Source organism: Alloscardovia theropitheci (assembly GCF_004332295.1).
GTDB lineage: Bacteria > Actinomycetota > Actinomycetes > Actinomycetales > Bifidobacteriaceae > Alloscardovia > Alloscardovia theropitheci.
Genome location: NZ_RXLP01000014.1, coordinates 48,105 through 63,992 on the forward strand (window position 1 = coordinate 48,105; position 15,888 = coordinate 63,992).

12 protein-coding genes are annotated in these 15,888 nt (G+C 44.0%); 7 read left to right on the plus strand and 5 right to left on the minus strand.

What is annotated here, in order from left to right:
- Positions 1-106 precede the first annotated feature (106 nt).
- The 6 genes from EJ419_RS02830 (at position 107) to EJ419_RS02855 (ending at position 6,846) form a co-directional block, all read left to right on the plus strand.
- The gene (locus EJ419_RS02830; protein ID WP_131283411.1) at positions 107-1,927 is read left to right on the plus strand and encodes a Cna B-type domain-containing protein; all 1,821 of its coding nucleotides are present in this window, start codon (positions 107-109) and stop codon (positions 1,925-1,927) included.
- A gap of 177 nt (positions 1,928-2,104) precedes the next feature.
- On the plus strand, positions 2,105-4,090 hold the full coding sequence (locus tag EJ419_RS02835; protein WP_165496209.1) for an InlB B-repeat-containing protein: 1,986 nt from the start codon (positions 2,105-2,107) through the stop codon (positions 4,088-4,090).
- A 300-nt stretch (positions 4,091-4,390) separates the two neighbouring features.
- Positions 4,391-5,161 carry an AzlC family ABC transporter permease gene (locus tag EJ419_RS02840; RefSeq protein WP_131283469.1) on the plus strand — a complete coding sequence of 257 codons (771 nt, stop codon included), beginning with the start codon at positions 4,391-4,393 and terminating at the stop codon, positions 5,159-5,161.
- Complete coding sequence (locus tag EJ419_RS02845) at positions 5,158-5,493, plus strand: branched-chain amino acid transporter permease (protein WP_131283413.1); 336 nt, start codon at positions 5,158-5,160, stop codon at positions 5,491-5,493. The genes EJ419_RS02840 and EJ419_RS02845 overlap by 4 nt, the downstream gene beginning before the upstream one ends.
- A gap of 149 nt (positions 5,494-5,642) precedes the next feature.
- A complete protein-coding gene (locus EJ419_RS02850; protein ID WP_131283414.1) occupies positions 5,643-6,056 on the plus strand; it encodes an ArsC/Spx/MgsR family protein in 414 nt (137 codons plus the stop codon).
- Positions 6,057-6,069: 13 nt separating this feature from the next.
- Positions 6,070-6,846 (plus strand): heparan-alpha-glucosaminide N-acetyltransferase domain-containing protein, encoded by a 777-nt coding sequence (locus tag EJ419_RS02855; protein WP_165496210.1) that lies wholly within the window; start codon positions 6,070-6,072, stop codon positions 6,844-6,846.
- Here EJ419_RS02855 and EJ419_RS02860 read toward each other — a convergent pair.
- Positions 6,841-8,343 (minus strand): amino acid permease, encoded by a 1,503-nt coding sequence (locus EJ419_RS02860; protein WP_131283416.1) that lies wholly within the window; start codon positions 8,341-8,343, stop codon positions 6,841-6,843. The two genes, EJ419_RS02855 and EJ419_RS02860, sit on opposite strands and share 6 nt — an antisense overlap.
- A 227-nt stretch (positions 8,344-8,570) precedes the next feature.
- On the opposite strand from EJ419_RS02860, the gene EJ419_RS02865 reads away from it, so the two are divergent.
- Positions 8,571-8,882: a YhbY family RNA-binding protein gene (locus EJ419_RS02865; RefSeq protein WP_131283417.1), complete on the plus strand. Its 312-nt coding sequence runs from the start codon at positions 8,571-8,573 to the stop codon at positions 8,880-8,882.
- Between the two features lie 123 nt (positions 8,883-9,005).
- Here EJ419_RS02865 and EJ419_RS02870 read toward each other — a convergent pair whose 3' ends face one another.
- The 4 genes from EJ419_RS02870 to EJ419_RS02885 form a co-directional block, all read right to left on the minus strand.
- Complete coding sequence (locus tag EJ419_RS02870) at positions 9,006-10,088, minus strand: LacI family DNA-binding transcriptional regulator (RefSeq protein ID WP_131283418.1); 1,083 nt, start codon at positions 10,086-10,088, stop codon at positions 9,006-9,008.
- 9 nt (positions 10,089-10,097) lie between these two features.
- Complete coding sequence (gene arfA, locus EJ419_RS02875) at positions 10,098-11,654, minus strand: arabinosylfuranosidase ArfA (protein ID WP_131283419.1); 1,557 nt, start codon at positions 11,652-11,654, stop codon at positions 10,098-10,100.
- Between the two features lie 458 nt (positions 11,655-12,112).
- The gene (locus EJ419_RS02880; protein ID WP_131283420.1) at positions 12,113-13,873 is read right to left on the minus strand and encodes an ATP-binding cassette domain-containing protein; all 1,761 of its coding nucleotides are present in this window, start codon (positions 13,871-13,873) and stop codon (positions 12,113-12,115) included.
- A complete protein-coding gene (locus tag EJ419_RS02885; RefSeq protein WP_131283421.1) occupies positions 13,870-15,774 on the minus strand; it encodes an ABC transporter permease in 1,905 nt (634 codons plus the stop codon). The genes EJ419_RS02880 and EJ419_RS02885 overlap by 4 nt, the downstream gene beginning before the upstream one ends.
- Between the last annotated feature and the right edge of the window lie 114 nt (positions 15,775-15,888).

Genomic DNA, 15,888 nt, shown 5'->3' on the forward strand with positions numbered 1-15,888 from the left:
TCTGACTATATGACCACATATCTAAATATTTACTAGATAAGAGCAAATAGGCCATCAGTGAGATATAAAGCTATATACTAAGCAAGATAGAAGAGAGAAACAAAAGATGACATCGCACGTAGTACACGCGCATATGCGAAAGCTTGCTGCAAGTCTTATCGGTTTGCTTTCGCTCATCGCGTTAGTTTTCACAACCACACCAATTCATGCACAGGCTGCACAGATTTCAGACATCGTTACTCAGATTTCTTTGACAGATAGTAGCGGTGCTGTTGTCAATTCAGGTAACAATACAAATATCCAGCATCTTCGTATAGATTTTAGGCTTCCTGATTATGCCGTTCAAGAGGGCGACACTTCAACTATTACTCTCCCACAAGAATTTGTGTTTGCCGATGCTACAAGTTTTGACGTTACTACTCCTGATGGTTCAGCAGTAGTTGCTCACGTCACCATTAATCCTCAAACGCACAGCGCTACCATGACTTATACTGATTATCCAAGTCAGCACAGTGATACGATAGGAACTCTTAATCTTTCTACTCGCATCGACACGGATAATGTAACCACAGAGAGAACTTTCCCCGTAGTTGTTTATGTAGGGCAAGATAGTTTTTCGCTCGGCAATTTTAATTACACTGGTTTTCGAGGAGAAAGTGGTCAAAGTCAATTCGTGAAGTGGGCGTGGCGCACCAATGATGATGCTGGTAAAAACATTATTCATTACGCAATTCGCGTAAATCCACTCGGACCTTATTATGACAATGTCACCGTTCATGACACCATACAATCACAAGGAATGTCCTATAAGAAGGACAGTTTCAGCATTCATCGCGGTAACTGGTACTTCGACAATGGCCAATGGTCAATGCCGTATTATGACGATCAGACAGGGCTCACACCAACTTTTAGTGCTGATGATCATTCTTTTGAGATTAATTTTGGCGTTACTGGTCCAGCAGGTTATCTCGTTCAATATGATGTTGAGCTCGATTCTACACCTCATGCAAATGACATATTTAATAATTCTGCTTCGCTTACCTATGGGAATAACAACGTGTATGCCACTGATAATGCGTTGTACACATGGCAAGGAGCCTCTGGCGAAGCAACGGGAAATCAATATACGGTAAATATTGAGAAAACTGATGAATTAGGTTCACCTCTTGAGGGTGCTGTCTTTTCACTGACCCGTGAAAACTCTACTGACGAAATAGCCCGCGTAACAACTGATGCCCAAGGCAAGGCAAGTATTCCCGCGCTCATTCGCGACTCTTATATTCTTTCAGAGATACAGGCACCAACAGGCTATAGTCTTGCCCAGCCAATTCGAATTAATGCAAATCAGTTTGATGCCAATACTCATACAGCACAAATTCGCGTGATTGACCGAGCGATGACGTCTCTTGAGGTTACCAAAAATTGGGATGATGATAGTAATTCACAAGGCATCCGCCCACAATCTATCTCGCTGCAGCTCTTAGCAAACGGTTCACCTCACGGAAATCCTGTTGCGATCCAAAGCGCGGATAATTGGACATATACATTTAAAGATTTGCCAGCTCGAGATGCCAATAATAATCTCATCACATATACAGTTCGCGAAGTAAATGTCCCATCTGGATATATTGCTCATATTAATAAAACAGACTCAACGCATGTGACGATCACGAACTCTCTCACGCCAATAATCCCGCATATACCACCATCACCGGGAGTACCACCAGCAACACCTCCAACTCCACCAACGCCACCAGCTACCCCACCTGTAGCAACTCCACCAACGCCTAAGACCCCTCACAAGCCTGCCCAACTAGCACGCACGGGAATAGACATTACATGGCTATTAAGTATGAGTTGCACGATGATTCTTATTGTGTCGCTTGCTTTCGCGCTAAGAAAGATACTGCGCACAAGATACCAATAACTGTGTGACTCGTATGGTATATCGTTAGGGTTGAGATGAGATTTCACCTCAACCCTAATTCTTGCATATATCTAATATCGATAATTTTTTTACAATAACTTTCCACTATGAAATAAGGCACTCCTGATAAAATTCTAAGCATTTGTGCTTTTATATATGAAAGAGAAGAAGACAATTATGAGAAAAGAGCATTTTCGCTTAAGCATGCTCATTGCAGCCCTTGTAACTGTTGCTATCAGTGTTCTCGCATTTTTCCCGGCGAATCATGCATTTGCGGCATATGATTCAGTTATGAATAACGGCTCTGTGCCAAACACTTCAGCTACAACAACTACTATGCCTGATGGGTCAAATTCGTTCACACATGCCTTGTACTATACCGCACAAGGCAGCGATGGAACGACATACACGTCAAATTATTCCACCACGAATCCAGCTGTAGAGGATTCGGTATTGAACTTAGACAAGATGACACCAGACGCTGACGGGAATTATCATTTCAATGCTGTTTTGGAAATTACAGCAACGAATAATGTTTCCAACATTAACTATGACTTGACGATGCCATCTTCTGGTTCACAGATTACCGGAAATCCAAACGTACAGTTTGATGGTGCTCCTACTTTCAGCGGAACGGATGCAGCCTCTGTTCAAGCAGCAACAACGTATAGTAATATTAGTTCCCCAGGCGCTTACATAAATGAAGCAACATACAAGAATCAGTACGGGCAAAATATGCCAAATGTGTACTACATGTACCTTCACGGCAATTTGAGTGCTGGGCAGAAATTGACAGTAACCATTCCATACCTTCTAACGAATGCTAGTGCACTAGATCTTTCTACGGCCTCTCCATCAGTATCTTTCAATGAATCTGTATCCATTAACCCTTGGACTATTTGGGGTCAATTTACTGGAGATCTTACAGCAGCTAATCTACGCTTTGCTCGAACCGATTCTACTCCTGTATCAAATCGCTGGGCGTTATATGATATCTTGAGAGACCAGCAAAACGGCGTTGCAAACGCTACAGGGATTCGTTATCTCTTCACTAAGAATAACAATATTTCCACCGGAACAAGCCTTGATTACACATTGATTGATGTTCTTCAGAAAACTAATGCTGAAGTCGGTCTTGATTCTTCTGACTACGAATACAAGAATTCTGATTCGCCAAACTATGTACCAGTAAATACGATGATTAGTGACGGTACTATCGCATACGCTCGCGGCGGTTACTATCGTTTGAAGCTTGATAAAATTAAGCGCGCTTACGCGGGTACCGGATGGTCGACTAATGGCATGTATTCTGATTATTACACCTACACCACTACACGAAGTGGCTTAGTAATCCACGGTGCACCGACCGATCCAGATGGTACATACGTAAATATGAATGTTGAATTATGGCAGTACATCGGTGGTACATCAAATATTTGCTTGACTGTGGGACAGCAATTTGATCCAAAGTCAGGTATCTCCTATGTACGTCCATATAACCGGCCAGAAATCACGAATCCTCTTGACGACCCAGTACAAAGCACTCTTATCGATGTGAGTTACACTGATGCCCAGGGCAATACTGTTGCTAATATCAATACAGCTCAGCCAGGAGCATATACAGTAACCTATCGTTATTGGTTCCCTACTGCTACCAATACTCGTTCGAATTACTCAGCAACATTCGATACTAAGGTATATGTCACAGCTCAGCAGGCAACTCAGTGCCCTCCTGACTTCACAGCGACTGTTTCCTACAACACTAATGGTGGCGAAGGCTCCGTTACTTCTCAGTCTGTAACTTATACTCCATCGGCTGCTGGCGAAGTAACTTTGTCGAATGGCTCCGAATTAACTCGTGACGGATACACACTTAAGGGTTGGAACACAAGGGCTGATGGCACAGGAGTTTCCTATGCACTTGGCGCTCATATGAGTGATATCACCTCTGACGTCACTCTTTACGCCGTATGGGAGAAGAATTCTGTAGCTCCTGTCGTTCCTGTACATCCTTCGCAGGACAGCAAGAATGCTAAGTCAACTAAGAATCTTGCTCATACCGGTGCCGATATTACTACGATTATGTGGGCTTCCACACTACTCATAGCTGCAGGTGCGGGCTTGATAGCACGAGTAGCATGGCAGCGAAAGAAGAGCGAGTAGGTATCGCCAGTAGGTATCACTCGATAGGTATCAACTCGCTGTGAAACTAAGCCTCACACTTTAAGTCTTGTGATGTAATTGTCATAAAACTTAAAATGCGAGGCTTTTCTTATATCTCTTATGAAAGATTATGCGCGGTGCAGCCATACGACGTATCCGCATCATCTTTTGCGCATAACGGGTCACTTTTACGCTCATTATCGGCAATTTAACCACCAAAAAGGTTCCGTTCTACCCAAAAGAAATCACAAATGCGTTCGTCACAAAAAATATCAAGCCGTCCGTCTACATTTGCTAGTGATGAAAGAGAAAATTAACGGCATTTCCAAGGCGGCAATCGCAGCTTTCCCGCATACGATTCCCATAGCGTTTGCGTGGTTTTTCTTAGGACTATCCTATGGGCTACTAATGTCTACAAAAGGATTCTCCGTCTGGTATACGGCTCTCATGGCTACTGTCATTTTTGCAGGCTCGCTTGAATTCGTTACCGTTAATTTACTTCTTGGTGTTTTTAACCCAATTCTTGCTTTTTTAATCGCTCTCATGGTCAATGCTCGTTTTCTTTTTTATGGATTGGCGATGCTCACGAAATATAACGGAACGGGCAAGAAAAAATGGTATCTTGTATTTGGTTTAACGGATGAAACTTTCGCGGTCAATTCTTCTGCGCAGATTCCAGACGGCATGAGCCGTGGATGGTTTTATTTCTTTGTCACTTTCTTTAGTCATTGCTATTGGGTTCTCAGTTCTGTCCTAGGTTCGCTCATAGGGCCACACCTCCCATTTAGCACTCGTGGTATCGATTTTGTTCTCACTGCAATGTTTGTCACCATTTTCCTTGACGAATGGCTCAAGCATAAGCGTTACTCATCAGCCGTTGTAGGTGTTCTCGTCTCTCTTATTTGCCTTATTATCTTTGGGAAAGATTCATTCCTCATCCCAACGATGCTGGGAATGCTGGTTATCTTCACCATGATGTATTGGCATAAAAAACGCCATAATTCTTTGCCTACTACTGAAGTACCTTGCGAGACAACCGATATCCATTCTTCCCAGGAGGATTCACAATGACAATGACTCTCATTCAAAGCCTTATTGTTATCGCTGCTGCAGCTTTGGGAACAATGGTTACGCGTTTCCTACCGTTTCTTGCTTTCCCAGAAAGTAAGCCAATTCCTCCATTTATCATATATTTAGGCAAAGTACTGCCTCTAGCCGTTATGGGAATGCTCGTGGTGTATTCTCTACGCGCAACTCCTGTGACCTCTGGAAGTCATGGTATTCCTGAGCTTATCGCGCTTATATCTCTTGTCCTTGTGCATCTCAAGTGGCGCAATATGCTTGTTAGTATGGCTACTGGAACCGTGCTTTATATGGTTCTTATTCAAACAATTTTTGCCTGATGGCGCTTGGAGAGGTATCGCTTTACACTATTCGATTCGCGCAGTATCAATTCACGCGGTATCGGATACACAGCGTTGATTCACAAAGCGTCAATTCACAAAGCATCGACCTTTAGTACCGATAAGCACATTCTTCCTTGGAGATACTCATGAATATTTCTTTACCATTGACCATTCTGTGTCATCCACGTTGCTCGACATGCGCGAAAGCCTTATCATGGCTTGATTCTCACAACATTTCTTACACATGGAAGAATATCATCGAGGATAATCCCTGCGCGGAAGATCTTCAGAAATGGATAACGCAAAGCAAGCTTCCTATTCGTCGATTCTTCAATACTTCAGGTATGGTATATCGCAACAATAATGTGAAAGCTCTGCTGGATGAATGGTCTACGAATCTATCTGATGATGAATTTCTCGAACGCTCTTGTAAGCTTCTGGGAACGGACGGCATGATGTGTAAACGTCCGCTTGTTATTGATAATCAGGGAAATTTTATTGCAGTTGGTTTCAAGGAACCCGAATGGGATAATGCATTCAAGGCTCTTATTGCTTCATAGACAGGTAACACATATGCAGCAACGAATTCGTTATCATGTTATCGATTGGATACGCGGATTAGCCCTTATCAACATGATCGCATATCACACCTTATGGGATATTGCTCAGCTCTTTCCCACGCCCGTGGGATATAACTATACACAATTCATGCTTGAGCCTTCTGTCCACGTATGGCAGCAAAGTATCGGTTTTACTTTTCTCTTTGTGAGTGGATTCTGTTTTTGTTTTGGCTCAAAACCTCTTATCCGAGGAACCCAACTTGTGCTCTGGGGAACGCTCATTTCGATTGTAACTTTTATCGTTCTTCCTAACGATCCAGTACGTTTTGGCGTACTCACAGTTCTTGGTTTTGGAACATTACTGCTCGCACTTATTCATGCATGGTCTAGGATGTTACCTCGTATCGTATCAATGTGTGCAGCCGTACTGAGCCTGTTGATTTTTACTTTTATGCATGATGCGCAAACAGGCGTGGTATGGGGTGTTCAACTTCCACAATGGCTCTATCACGACAGTTTTACTGCGGTACTTGGCTTTCCGCCATCTGGATTTATCTCGTCTGATTATTACCCGATAATCCCGTTTTTCTTTGTTATGCTTGCAGGATATTTTGTCTATCGCTCAGTCGAGGGAACGCGCGCAATGGCAATACTGACTGTGCATTCACGCGATTTCTTAAGCCAATTTTTGGAATGGATAGGTCGTCACTCCCTCATAATTTATTTACTCCACCAAGTCATTATCTTTGCTATCGTGCGAATTATCGTTTTCGCAATTTACGGCTTATAAAACTTCTTGGGTATTATTATTCAGCAGTGAGTGCCGATACGAATATGCAAAATAGATAGCGATTCCTAATGCAAGCCATACAAGGAAACGTATCCATGTAAGCACAGATAAATTGACCATAACTACAATGCATGCAACGGTGATAACGAGAGGTAGCCAAGGATTTCCTGGAACTTTGAAACTACGATTAATATCCGGTCGACGTTTGCGCATAATCGGAATACCTACGCATACCAGTACGAATGCAGACAAAGTGCCAATATTAACCATATCTGCCAAAATCGCTACATCAAGAGTGGAAGCAATCAGAGCGATACCAAGGCCGACTGCTATTTGTAGACCGGCAGGTACGCCCTTTTTATTTGTACGCGAGAATTGTTGAGGTAAAAGACCATCACGACTCATCGCGAAGATAACTCGCGTCAGCCCCAGTAGGAGCACCATGACGACAGTTGTCAAACCAATAATAATCCCGAAAGAGATAATTGTAGCTGCCCAATTCGCTCCCACAAGCTCAAAGGCTGTTGCCAAAGATGGGCTTGATTGCTGAGCTAGAACTGTATATGGAACCATTGCAGAAGTCACAACTGCTACAAGAATGTATAGCAAAATTACCAGTCCCAATCCGAGCGTAATTCCGCGAGGAATTGTATGTTCTGGATCTTTTGCTTCTTCTGAAGCCGTGGCTACGACATCAAAACCTAAAAAGGCAAAAAATACGAGAGCCGCACCAGAAAAGATTCCCGCTACGCCATACATCGTTGCTGGCTGACCGGTGAGCCATTGAAATAAAGGTTGTTCCAAAGTTGCGGACACAGCTCCAGTGCTTGCACCTGCTACTTGAGCAGCACTTTGTGTTTGCGGAATGAACGGAATAAGATTACTCGCTTTGAAATAGAAAAACCCGACGATAATAATGAAGAGCACTACGCCAACTTTAATGACGGTCAAAATGGAATCCACTCTGCTCGAAAGTTTCGTGCCAGCAAGCAGCAAAATGGTAAAGAAGGCAACGATTACAAAAGGTGCGAAATCGATAGAAAAATGTGGTGATACATGCCATGTCGTCGACACATGAATGCCTATAAGCCTGAGGAAGTCGTTTAGATACACTCCCCAGTATTTCGACACTACCGATCCTGCCATAAGCATTTCAAGGATGAGATCCCAACCAATAATCCATGCAATAAACTCGCCAAGAGTTGTATACGTAAATGTATAGGCAGATCCCGCTGCTGGAACCATGGAAGCAAACTCGGCATAGCACAGTGCAACTCCCGCACACACAGCACCCGCAATAATGAAGCTAATTATTGCGGAAGGGCCGGCATGGAAAGCAATCGTTTGCGCCCCAATAGAGAAAATACCTGCGCCCACAGCTACAGCAACAGCCATCGTCGCTAAATCCCACACGCCTAATTCGCGTTTAAGAGAATGGCCTTCTGCTTTGGTTTGCGCTACCGCAGATTCAATTGATTTCGTTCTAAAAAGCTTCACACGTACAGTGTACTTGAAGAAACAAAAACGCATGATATTCGCATCGCGATGTGGACAGGATTGAATTATCGCCTCGTGTGAATTACCGATACACAATGCACATCACACGTTCATCGTTGCACATCATCGTTGCACATCATTATTGCACAGTCATTATTGCACAGTCATTATTGCACAGTGATCATTGCGCAGTGATTATTGCCCTATGGTTGCCGTACGATTAAAGCATGACGACTTTGACAAAGCCACAGATTAAGCAACTGCGCGGTCTTGCACATAAAATTAGTCCGCTCTTGCTTATCAGCAAAAATAATATTACTGAGACGGTTATCTCGCAAACGGATCAGCTTCTCAACGACCATGAGCTCATCAAGGGGCAGCTCCAAGAAGGTGCTTTGCTCTCTACTAAGGAAGCAGCAGCTGAACTTGCTGAGGAAACGGGCGCTGCCGTTGTACAAACTATCGGACATCGTTTTGTACTTTTCCGCCCTACTCGACGTAAGGATTTAAAGAACCCAATTCGATTAGTGCGTGAGTAACTTTCAATATTCAAGAAGAAGTGTGGCTGCTGTGTCTTTACGAACACAACAGCCACACTTTATATTCGACTTATTATTCGACGCATCAATCGTATCCAGTAGTCGGCGACTTATATCCGTTAATTATAAAAATTCGGGATTTAAAGCAGATGAACGAACGTGGACATCGCATTCAACATTCCTACGTCTGATTGGCCCATCGTAACCTTCAATTCTTTCTATCAACAGTTCTACAGCTGTGCGCGCGAATTCATTGATATGAGGATCAATACTTGTGAGAGCAGGATTTGAGTATTGCGATTCTGGGACGTTATCAAAACCAATTATCTCGACATCATCTGGAACCCGTACATCGTGATCAGATAAACCTCGTATTATGCCGAATGCAAGTGCATCATTGGCACATATGATTGCATCCGGGCATTCTACAATTCCTGATTTAATATCCTTACACAACCGATTGGCGAGTTCATACCCATTTTTGTGATCAATATACATGCAATCGCGCACATAACGTGAGTCAATTCTCATACCACTATCATTAAGCGCATCAAGATAACCCCGCGCTCTACTATTTACTGCTCCGTGCTGTGCTGACAAAATGCGCGAAATATAATCTTCATCATTTTCACCACTTTGACGTGGAGCCGAACCTGCAAAAAATATACGTTTTTTACCGGATTGAATAAAACGTTTCGTCACTTTTTTAATTATGTCATAGCTCGAAATAGAAACACTATCAACTTTATCGAACGCATTCCACTCTGTGGCAAGAACTACAGGATAATTTTGTTTGAAGATATGCGAATTTTCATCTACATGGTCTCCCAAGAAGAAAATCCATCCATCTGCTGGAAGTTTATGAGTCTGAGGAAGAATCGACTCAATAGTTTGGTGATGATACCCATACGTGCTCGTAATTACACCATAGCCATGAGAGCGAGCAACATTGATAATACTATCGGTCAGATATGGGTTAAAGGGCTGAGAAAAATCAGCTATTCCCAGCCCGATAATTTTCGTTGAGCCCGTTCGCATACTACGCGCAGCAAGATTAACCTGATATCCAAGGGTATCAATTACCTCTTGAACGCGAGCTCGGGTGGACGGACGCATATTCCCAGTACCGTTGAGTACATTCGAGACCGTTTTAATAGATACCCCAGCTTCTTGCGCGATCTGCGTTATCGTGACTCGTTGTGACATAGTTGTATTTTACTGCACGTGTACAGCCGTCCATGACACAGCAGGGAGAGTCACAGTAATCGTATGGCTCTTTTCATCGAGTTTCGCTGAATCATTATTTTGAGGTGTTACACGATATGGATCATCGCATGTATTTACTGCATATATGTCATTATCATGTAACGTCGTCGCTGTAACAGATGACAGTTTCTTGTCTGTAGGGAGGCAAATACTCACCTGCGTTTCAGATTCCAACGAGCGATTTGTTATAAAAATCGCGTATGAGCCATCTGCTTTCTTGACAACCACCGAATTAACAGCGTCTACATCGCCATATGCACTTGTCGAAAGAGCTGATGATGATTGCTTTATCTCAAGGACAGTTCCTTCTTTTGCAAGATCGGACGTTATAGCAAATGGATAGAAGGTTGTCTGTCGCCATGCAGGACCTGCTTTTTGAGTCATTATTGGTGCGATGACATTGACAAGCTGAGCCAATGATGCCGATTTAACTCGGTCAGTATTATGAAGCAAGGTTATGAGCAAATCACCAAAAACTACTGCATCGAGCACGCTATAGACGTCCTCAAGAATATGCGGTGCGATTGGCCAATTATCTAGCCCTTCCGGTTTCTTACTCGGTTCTTGAGTTAGATACCATACGTTCCATTCGTCGAAACTAATAAACACCTCATGCTCGCTCTTTTTACGCGACTTTACAGCGTCAATTATGGCTGCCACATCGTGAATAAATGAATTCATATCTTCGGCAGATGCAAGGAAACTTTGAATATCGTTATCATAGCGAGCCGGCTCATAATACGCATGACATGAAATAAAATCAATTAATTCATAAGTGTGATCAAGAACAGTTTCTTCCCACGCACCAAAAGTATCCATAGTGTGTCCCGACGAACCACACACTACTAGCTCAACATTCGGATCAATTTGGCGAATTCCGCGAGCCGTATCTGCGGCTAATTTTCCATAATCTTCAGCATTTTTATGCCCTAATTGCCATGGGCCATCCATCTCATTGCCTAGACACCACATACGAATATTAAATGGTTTTTCACGGCCATTGTCCCGGCGCATATCGCTAAGCATCGTCCCGTGAGGAATATTTGCATATTCGACCAAGCTCAAGGCATCTTGCAAGCCGCGAGTACCCAGATTAATTGCTTCCATAAGTTCGTGCGTACCGCGTTCAGGTTCTATGGATTCCAACCATTGCTGCATCTCGTGCAGACCAAATTCATTTGTTTCAGTCGAATGCCACGCGGTATCCAATCGGCAAGGTCTCTGGTTGCGAGGACCCACTCCATCTTCCCATTTATATCCAGAAACAAAATTTCCACCCGGATAGCGAATCGTAGTTACTCCGAGCTCTCGTACTAGCTCAAGCACGTCCTTTCTAAATCCATTTTCATCTGCGAGCGGATGGTCGGGTTCATAGATTCCTTCATATACGCAACGACCCAAATGCTCCACGAATGAGCCAAATATGCGATCAGGAACTTTAGCGATCTCGAAATTTTCATCAGCAATAATTTTTGCTGTGATAGATGTATTATGCTCGTTTGACATAACAACTCCATTGTGTGTAAAAATACCTGTAATTGCCGTTCTTATTCCTAGCTTTTCAGCTAGTACAACCTTGTACTTAGTAATGAGTATAGCATGCAAGTACAACGTTTACCTAATCTGCATGTCGACGAATCCGACATGCTAATAAAACCGACATGCACGTGAAATCTACACTCAGCCGAGTTACGCACGATGCGAAACTCCCCGCTAGCACGTCACGCGATTTACTTTATTTTTTCTTTCGAGAGCAGACAGCACATATTTACCACATATTTTTTGCATGTTGTACCGTTTCTTCTGCATCTATACCACGAATTCTCACAGCAAAACGGCTTAATCTGCAAAAAAGTGGAGCGCACCGCCCACCACCATTAGTATCGAGGCACTCCACTCATTTATTTCAGACTAATTTACAAACACAAGTGTACGAGTTCATCCCTTTTACGTGAGAATTCTGTTTAAGAACGCCCTGCTCCTCCCAGATACGCTTCTTGAACTCGAGGATCATCTAGTAATTGGGCTCCGGTTCCAGCGAGGCGAATTCGCCCTGATTGTAATACGTAACCATAGTCAGCAATAGACAGTGCAAGTTGCGCTTGCTGTTCGACCATAAGCACAGATACACCAAGATCATCTCGCAGAGAAGCAATCTGTTCCAAGACATCCTCAACTAGTCGTGGCGACAGTCCCATAGTTGGTTCATCCATGCAAATTAAACGCGGATGACTCATCAATGCCCTAGCAAATGCAAGCATTTGCTGTTCACCGCCAGACATGGTTCCTGCCAGTTGATTACGTCGTTCTTTCAAACGTGGAAAACGTTCATACATCGCCGCCACATCTTCGGCCACGCGAGCACGATCTTTTTGCGTATACGCTCCTGTAAGAAGGTTTTCGTAAATCGTCATCTGTGGGAAAATTCGTCGAGCCTCTGGAACCGCAGCAATGCCCTGCTTGACTCGTTCTCTCGTTGATGTATGAGTAATGTCTTCGCCATTATAGGTAATACTTCCCGAGGTAACCTTATTAATTCCGAGAAGTGTTTTCATAGTTGTCGATTTGCCAGAGGCATTACCACCAAGCAAAGAAACGATTGCACCTTGAGGCACAGTCAAATTCACATCTTGCAATGCATGTACTTGCCCGTAATAAACGTTGACATCTTTCATCGTCAAGAGCGACTTCGTATCATCTCCAAAATCGAGGGAGTTCTGCTCTTGGTCGTCCACTGCATTTTGAGAATTCAGTACACCAGCGTTGCGTTCTGCGCGCACTTGTGTTCTCACTCGATTGACGTCATCATCAGAACCTAACTTACGTCCAAGATATGATTCGACAACTAATGGATTAGAGCGTACTTCATCAGGATCGCCTACTGCAATAATTTTTCCGCCATCCATTGCGATAACTCGATCCGAAACTGTTGCTACCAAATCCATCTTGTGTTCGACAAGCAAAATAGTATGCCCTTGCTCTTTAAGATAAAGCAGCTGTTGCAATACTTCAGCGGTTTCCGACTGATTCATACCCGCTGTCGGCTCATCTAAAAGAAGAATTTCTGGTTCACTTATGTGGGCTCGAGCAATTTCGGTTCGACGACGATTTGCATATGACAAGGTATATGTAGCGTCGTTTACACGGCTTCCCAAACGCTCGCGATAGTAGTCTATCTCACGATCGATTCGCTGAGATACATCCTTGTGCTCACGTTTTTGAGCCGGACCATTAATGAGAGAAACCGCTGTTTCCCCTAGAAGATTAAGCCATCGAATTATTGGAGTATCCTGCACTGAACTGAGCGGACGTGTATCTGACAGCTTCTTATGATATCCAAGAGCAATATTCTCATTGACTGTGAGAGAGCCGAACACACGACCATTTTGGAAAGTTCGTGCCAGACCGCGTTCTGACACTTCGGCGGCGGACAATCCAGCAATCGCCTGATCGTTAATATCAATAAGCCCATCATCTGGTGCCAAGAACCCTGAGATAAGATTAATCGTTGTTGATTTTCCAGAACCATTAGGCCCAATAATGGAAATCACTTCACCACGGTGAAGATTAAACGATACCTTATCAACTGCCTTAAGACCGTTAAATGATTTTGACAGTTCACGTACACGCAGTACAACTGGAGCAGCAAGAACACGTGTGCGATGTTCTTGTGGACTTAACGATTCGTACGTTTCGCCGTCGTGGATATTCTCGAAAGTTTTCATGCCTCTACCTCCTCAGCTACTGTCTGTGCATCCTCCTGAATATTCTCAGTCGCTTTATCATCATTTTTCCCGATCTTTGCTTGCGCTACAGAGCGCGACCATAATCCTTGCGGACGGAAAAGAATGATAATGATAAGCAAAATTCCATATACGATTCCGCGCCATGTCGATGCAAAACGAAGTACTTCTGGAAGTCCAATGAGTAATGCCGATCCGATAACCGCACCGAGTGGCGAGTTCATTCCACCGAGGACAATTATCGTCAAAATGAGGGTAGACATAGCAGAATTGAAAATTGTTGGATCAATATATGTGTATTGATGCGCGAGCAACGCACCAGCCAAACCTGCAAAGAAGGCAGCTATCGCATATGCTAAAGCTTTGTAGGCATTTGAACGGATTCCCAATGCTTCTGCAGCATCCTGGTCTGCTCCCACTGCCGCGAAAACATGCCCTAGATGCGACTTGTGGATGCGCGAGACAGCCCATAAAGCTATTAACAAAATAATCACATCAAGGAGAAGTAATTTTTGCTGAGTATCAAGTGCAGCTCCAAATATTTGCGGAACTGGAATACCTTGAATACCCAAAGAACCATGGGTAACTGGCTCCCACAAACGGATAATTGCGACGGTCACTGCGCCCACGCCGATGGTTGCGATAGCAACATAATGCCCCGATAGTTTCCACACGGGGAAGGTTAGGATACTCGCCGTAATAGCGGCAACGAGGCCACCCATTAGTAAGCCTGCCCAGAATGACCAACCAAACTGGGTAACGAGAATTGCGGAAGTATATGCCCCTGTGGCGAATGGGCCCGCCATACCAAGAATCGTTTGTCCTGCAGAACCGGAAATCAAAGTTAGCCCAACCGCTGCAATAGAGTAAATCGCGACCTGAGTTCCAGCACCTGCGAGCGCGTTATTCGCGACGAATGGCAGCAAAATCGCCAGGCCAGCGAGCAGCCAATTTACCCATCGCGGTAGCTCTATTGAGCGAGAATTCTCAAGGAACGTACCTGTCATTGGTTCAGAACGAACTGCTGACGATGAATTAAAAAGCAAACCTTGTGGACGGATTATCAAGATCAGCAAAAGCGCACCAAACGTGATGAAGTCATGCGCGCCATCTCCTAGCCATGAGACACCAAGAGCCTCAACGACTCCGAGCACAAGCCCACCTACAACAGCACCTGGAATTGACCCCAGCCCACCGATTGTAGCTGCAACAAATGCTGTCATTCCGATGCTGCCACCATTGGTCGGATTGATATTTCCATTAGATAATCCAACGAATACACCTGCAATGCCAGCAAGTACTGCGCCAATTACGAATGATATATTTCGAATGCTGCGTACCGGAATACCCATTTGGCGTGCAGCTTCAGGATCTTGAGATGTAGCACGAATCGCTTGACCAGTTTTACCAAATTTTAAGAATGACCATAAAGCGAACATCAAGAAAACTGTGACGATAATGGACACGATATCCGAAGTTCCAAATCGTAACCCGCCGAGCTGAAGGTTGTGTGTCGGAAGGAGTTCTGGGAATTGCCGCGTTTGCGTACCAAAGATAAGTTGCAAAGAATTATCAAGAACTTGCCCCACACCGATAGTTGCAAGAAGAGCAGCGATAGGCTTTCTTCCCTCGAGAGGTGATATGACAAAGAAATTCATGACAAAGCCAAGAGCTGCAGTCACAATTATAACGACCGCCAGCGTTGGAACAATTCCCCAGCCCAATGCAGTCCCTAGCCACCATGCAATCATCATTCCCACGGCAACGATAGATCCTTGGGCAAAATTCGCCACATTTGTGACGCCAAAAATCAAGGACATACCCACGGCAGCAATCGCATATACGCTACCGTGTATGAGTCCCGAAAAAAGTGTATCAACCATATGTTTTCCTGTTCCTGCTCACAAAACACACAGGTGTGGGTTGAGTTTCAGCTAGTAAGCCTAGACTCAAACCCACGCCGTTACAGCACGAGTGCCGCAGCCTTTCATGAGCGA